This window comes from Terriglobales bacterium, assembly GCA_035543055.1.
Classification (GTDB): Bacteria; Acidobacteriota; Terriglobia; order Terriglobales; family Acidobacteriaceae; genus JAIQFD01.
Genome location: DATKKJ010000153.1, coordinates 1 through 5467 on the forward strand (window position 1 = coordinate 1; position 5467 = coordinate 5467).

The following is a 5467-nucleotide window of genomic DNA, read 5'->3' on the forward strand; positions in this document are numbered from 1 at the left end:
ACTGGTGTCGCTGCAACTCTTCACGACCGTCATCCCCCTGATCATCATCGGGTTCGGGTATTTCTCGGGGTTCGCGGCCAACGCCAGCGTGGGCGACCTGCTGATCCGCCAATTCGGCCTCCTCCCTCCTCTCGACGACCGCGTCCGCGAGGCGTTCGGGCCGGCCTCGGCGTTTCATTCCAGATGGACCTTCGTCGGCGTCGCCGGATTCCTGATGATGGGAATCCCGATGTCGATCAAGGTTGCCGGGATGTTCGCCCGGGCATGGCGCCGCCAGCAGTTCGGGATGGCGGAAAAACTGGCGCGTGGGGCCATCTGGTTCGCGTTGTACCTGGGAACCATGACCGCGCGCGAGCAAATCGGTTTCGGCGGCCAGCAGAGTGCCGGAACCCACGCCGCGCTCCTGGTGGTCGCACTGATCCCGCAGTGGGCTTTCTGGTCGCTCACGCCGGCTCTGCTCGTGCGAGACGGTGGGCGGGGGTGGAGATACCTCCTGCTCGCTGGCTCGGCGGGGGTCGTGATCGACGGGATCATTCTCGAGCTTGCCGCCCGGGCGGCTTTCCCGACGCTACTCGAGGGGTGGACCGGGTTTGGCCCGATGGGCGTCGCGATGATGCTGATGACCTGGTGCGGGGTCGCCGCGAGCGCCTGGGTGATCATCGCGTGCCTGGGCGCGATCCTGTGGGAACGAAGCGCGCCCGCCCGAATCGTCGTCGAGTTCCAGGTCGCCACACCGGAGCCCGTGGCCGCGACCTCGGGAGCAACAGACCCTGCAAGCGAGGAGAGCGCATGAGCGGCGGCAACCAGGCTCCCGGCGACCCGCGCGTGAGCATGGCCCAGGCGCCAACGGGCATGGCCGGCTTCCGTACCAAACTGGCTTTGGACCGGACGACACTCGCCTGGATACGGACGAGCCTGGCCATGGCGACCTTCGGCTTCGGCATGGTGGGGTTCTTCCGCTCCCTCCGTGAAGAGGACCCCACGGCAGAGGCCGTCCGATTGCATCAGGCCGCGATCCGCTTCGGAACGGGGCTGGTCGTGGTCGGCGTCTGTGCCATGGCGCTCGCGGCGCTGTCCCACTGGTTCACACTGCGCAGGCTGAGGAGAGGAGACTCTCTCGAGCTGACGAGGTGGCCGTTGGCGATCGCGCTGGCCCTCCTGCTCGCCATCGCGTTCCTTGCGGGTCTATGGGACTTGCTCAAGCGATGAGAAGCCACCAAGACGACGCGGGGATGCACTGACCGATCCACGCGTTGCAGATAGGAGAGAGAGATGACGATCGATATGAAACCGCACATCCCTGTCGCCGCACTCGCCGGGGCGCTGGTCCTCTCGGCGACAGCGGCCTTGGCCGCCGGCCCTCTGCCGTCGTGGAACGATGGCCCGGCAAAACAGTCCATCTTCACCTTCGTGGAAAGGGTGACGAAGCCCGGCTCTCAGGATTTCGTCCCCGTGCCGGAGCGCATCGCCGTGTTCGACAACGACGGGACGCTCTGGTGCGAGAAGCCGTTGCCCGTGCAACTGTTTTTCGTGCTGGACCGGGTGAAGGCGCTCGCGCCGCAGCATCCCGAGTGGAAGACCCAGGAGCCGTTCGCCTCGATCCTGAAAGGCGACTTGAAGACCGCAGCGGCCGGCGGCGAACGCGCGCTCGTGGAACTGATCATGGCCACGCACACGGGCAACACGAGCGAGGAGTTTGAGCAGATTGTGAAGGACTGGATCGCCACAGCGAAGCATCCGACGACCGGGAAGCACTTCACCGACATGGCCTACCAGCCCATGCTGGAGGTCCTCGCCTACCTGCGCGCGAACGGCTTCAAGCCCTTCATCGTCTCCGGCGGCGGCATCGAGTTCATGCGCCCGTGGGCGGAACAGGTGTACGGCATCCCGGCGGAGCAGGTGGTCGGCAGCAGCGTGAAGACGAAGTTCGAGCTGCGCGACGGCCAGCCTGTGCTCGTGCGCCTGCCGGAAATAAACTTCAACGACGACAAAGGCGGCAAGCCCGTCGGCATAAACGAGCACATCGGCCGCCGGCCCATCGCTGCGTTTGGCAATTCCGACGGCGACCTGCAAATGCTCCAGTGGACCGCCGCCGGGCCCGGCGCGCGCTTCTGCCTCTACGTCCACCACGACGACGCCGGGCGTGAATACGCCTACGACCGCAAGGATGGCCTGGCCCGACTCGATCAGGGGCTCGACGAGGCCGCCGCGAAGGGCTGGACCGTCGCCAGCATGAAGAACGACTGGAAGACCGTGTTCCCCGCCCCAGACTCCGAGGTCACCGCGATCGACATCCTGCTGGAGCCGGACGCCACGATGCTCAAGCACGCCGAGGCCAACAACGCCCGGCTGCTCGAGGTCTACCCGCAGGGCTTCGCCCTGGATGCCGCGCACCGTCCGCACATCACGATGCTCCAGTGTTTCGTCCGCACGGCCGACCTCGACCAGGTGTATGTAATCGCAGGCAAGGTCATCGCCTGCTCCAATGTGAGCGGCATGAAGCTCGAGGCGTTCAAGTACTACTACGCCCCAGCCGGCGCGACGGGCGTCGCAGGCATCTGCGCCAGGCCGACGCCGGAGCTCCTCAAGCTGCAAGAGGACATCATCGCCGCCGTGGAGCCATTCATGGTGGAGCGCGGCCCCATCGGCGCGTTCACCGCCCCGCACGGCGATTCCGCCCTCGACGCGATGATGATTGCGTACGTGGCGGCGTACGTCTCGAAGTACGCGGGTGAGCACTTCAATCCGCATGTCTCGACCGGCGCCGCCCTCAAGGAATACCTCGACCGGATGATGGCCGAGCCGTTCGAGCCGTTCACGTTCTCGCCAGCGGGCGCGGCTGTCTACCAACTCGGCCCGTTCGGCACAGCGGCGAGAAAGCTCAAGGGTTGGGACCTGAAGCCATGATGAGAAGCGAAGAGACTGGATCCGCCTCGGGTCGCCGCCGTCTCGCACGGTCAGCGACCTATTTCACCACCCCCGCTTCCTCGGTGGAGGCTCGTATGGCGGCGGGAAAGGCACTCCGCGCTAGGGTGTCCCACGAGCGCCACGGGGAATACGAACCGCCGGTGAAGCGGGAAGACCCCGTCGCGATCCTGGAAGAGCAGGCGAAGGCGCGGCTGCCTTCCCTGATCCCTATCCGGTACGCCCGGATGCTGGCAACCCCCTTCGCCTTCCTGAGAGGCTCCGCGGCCGTGATGGCGGCGGATCTCTCGCGCACTCCCGTGACGGGTCTGAAAGTCCAGGCCTGCGGGGATATGCACGTGGCCAACTTCGGTGTCTTCGCATCGGCCGAGCGCAACCTCGTCTTCGGCATCAACGATTTCGACGAAACCCTGCCCGGGCCATGGGAATGGGACCTCAAGCGCCTGGCCGCCAGCGCCGTGGTGGCGTGTCGGGTCCTGGGAGGGGACAGGACCCTCTGCGAGGAGGCGGCGCGCGCCGCCGTCCGGAGCTACCGGAAGCGGATGAGAGAATTCGCTTTCATGGGGCACCGGGACGTCTGGTACTCCCGTATCGGCGAGCAAGACATCCTCGCGGGGCTGTCCCCGGGCGCGAGGGCACGGGCCGAATCGATCATGGCCAAAGCGGAGCGGTCGGGCAGCGTGCAGAAGCTCGGCAAGATGACCAAGATCGTGAATGGTGGGCCGCGCCTCGTGGAGGAGAAACCTCTCATCGTCCGTGAGACGCACATGCCCGACGGCAGGCCGGTCTTGGAGATGCTCGCCTCGACGCTGGACCGCTATCTCCAGTCCCTCCCGGAGGAGCGCCGGACCCTGCTGCTCCGGTACCGCGCCCTCGACGTGGCACGCAAGGTCGTGGGCGTGGGGAGCGTCGGCACCCGCTGCTGGCTGCTCCTGATGAGAGGGAACGGTCCCGAAGACCTCCTCTTCCTCCAGTACAAGGAGGCCCAGCGCTCGGTCCTGGCTCCCTACTCGAAGACCCCCGCCTGGGAGTGCGAGGGCAGGCGCGTCGTAGTCGGCCAGCGGCTCATCCAGGGCGCTCCGGACATCTTCCTGGGCTGGGGGATCAACCTGGAGGGGATCCATTTCTACATGCGGCAACTCAGGGACATGAAGGGCGGCTACGATTTCGACCCGACCAAGGTGCGGGTGAGGAACTTCCCCCAATACTGCAAGTTGTGCGGATGGGCGCTTGCTCTGGCGCACGCCAAATCGGGCGACCCCGCCCTCATCGCGGGCTACCTCGGCAAGAGCGACCGCATGGACGAAGCCGTCACGCGCTTCGCCTTCGCCTATGCCAGGCAGAACGAGCGCGACTGCGAAGCCTTCGCCAAGGCGGCCAAGGCGAAGCGGATCCAAGCGGCAGAAACGGCGTGACGGAGGTGATTTTGTGGGATGGCAGGCCGTCTTCACAACAGCGACGGTGCTAGCTGCCGCATCGGGGTGTTTCCGCAAACCCGGCGGCTTGTGACGGGCTCGGCGTGAACTTGCGGTCGTATGTAGCCTGCGGGACAAACCCGGACTCCAAGGGGACCCGGAGGTGCGACGGAAATGCGGAAGGGAGCTGAACATGAAGACCACACGACACCTCCTCGCCGCCGCGCTGGTCGCGGCGCAGGTGCTGCGGCTCGAGCTGGATGATGCGGTCGGCTTGACCGCCGTGGGTGGAGGCCCTCATGTCGGAGCCTGAATCGGCAGGAGATGGACCCATGGGGACCACCCGCCGGCTTGGAAGCGCGCTGATTGGACTCCTGCACACGCGGGCCGAGTTGTTCAAGGTCGAGTTGCAGGAGGAGAAGCTTCGGGCCATCCGCTTTGTGGTGTGGGTCTGTGCGGCCGTCGCGATCGGCGCCGGGGGCATCCTGGTCGCCGTTGGCGGGCTCGCACTATTCCTGTGGGAAGTGGCCGGTTATTGGGGCCTCATCGGCCTCGCCGCCGGTGCGATCGGGATGGCTGCGCTCATCCTGTGGATTGCATACCAACGCATGACCCATGGCCCCGCTCCCTTCGAGGCGACGGTGGCCGAATTCAGGAAGGACGCCGAATGTCTTCGCAAACGGGAATGAACGCCCTGGCTGCACGCAAGCGCCAGATCATCGAGCAATCCGAATCTCACCGCCAGACCATCGAAGGGGCGGGCCGACGCATTGCACAACGCGTGGGTCGGGCGCGGGGTTTCGTTAACCGGCAGCGGTGGTGGCTACTGGGGGTAGCTGCCGTCGGCGGACTCCTGCTCGCCCCGAGCTGGAGGGGATTCTCGAAAGCGCTACGTCTGGTTCCGGATCTGGTGCGTGCCAGGCGAGGAGCATGACCATTCGATAGCAGCACTCCTCGGGTGGCATCCGACGCCCTCGGATTGGTGTCATTCGCCGAGCACGAAAGATGGAGGCGCGGTGGCGATGCGAGAGGGACTTGAAGGGAAGTGGCGGAGCGGGGGGGCTGGGATGCCGCCATGCGTCGTCATCCTGATCTGCACCGTTGCGGCCCTTGCGGTTGGCTTGACA

General features: G+C 66.1%; 5 protein-coding genes. All 5 read left to right on the forward strand.

Annotated elements, in window-relative coordinates; all coding sequences use genetic code 11:
- On the forward strand, positions 1 to 793 hold a 793-nt coding region (locus VMS96_10455; GenBank protein HVP43844.1), incomplete at its 5' end, for a hypothetical protein.
- Positions 790 to 1209 carry a DUF202 domain-containing protein gene (locus tag VMS96_10460; GenBank protein HVP43845.1) on the forward strand — a complete coding sequence of 140 codons (420 nt, stop codon included), beginning with the start codon at positions 790 to 792 and terminating at the stop codon, positions 1207 to 1209. The genes VMS96_10455 and VMS96_10460, both read left to right, overlap by 4 nt.
- A 63-nt stretch (positions 1210 to 1272) precedes the next feature.
- Positions 1273 to 2907: an HAD family hydrolase gene (locus tag VMS96_10465; GenBank protein ID HVP43846.1), complete on the forward strand. Its 1635-nt coding sequence runs from the start codon at positions 1273 to 1275 to the stop codon at positions 2905 to 2907.
- 95 nt (positions 2908 to 3002) lie between these two features.
- A complete protein-coding gene (locus tag VMS96_10470) occupies positions 3003 to 4340 on the forward strand; it encodes a DUF2252 domain-containing protein (GenBank protein ID HVP43847.1) in 1338 nt (445 codons plus the stop codon).
- A gap of 332 nt (positions 4341 to 4672) precedes the next feature.
- On the forward strand, positions 4673 to 5029 hold the full coding sequence (locus VMS96_10475; protein HVP43848.1) for a phage holin family protein: 357 nt from the start codon (positions 4673 to 4675) through the stop codon (positions 5027 to 5029).
- Positions 5030 to 5467 lie beyond the last annotated feature (438 nt).

What these genes read in the sequence shown, in the direction of transcription:
- VMS96_10460 (HVP43845.1), top strand. Translation starts at nt 790, where the DNA reads ATGAGCGGCGGCAACCAGGCTCCCGGCGACCCGCGCGTGAGCATGGCC.
- VMS96_10465 (HVP43846.1), top strand. Translation starts at nt 1,273, where the DNA reads ATGACGATCGATATGAAACCGCACATCCCTGTCGCCGCACTCGCCGGG.
- VMS96_10470 (HVP43847.1), top strand. Translation starts at nt 3,003, where the DNA reads ATGGCGGCGGGAAAGGCACTCCGCGCTAGGGTGTCCCACGAGCGCCAC.
- VMS96_10475 (HVP43848.1), top strand. Translation starts at nt 4,673, where the DNA reads ATGGGGACCACCCGCCGGCTTGGAAGCGCGCTGATTGGACTCCTGCAC.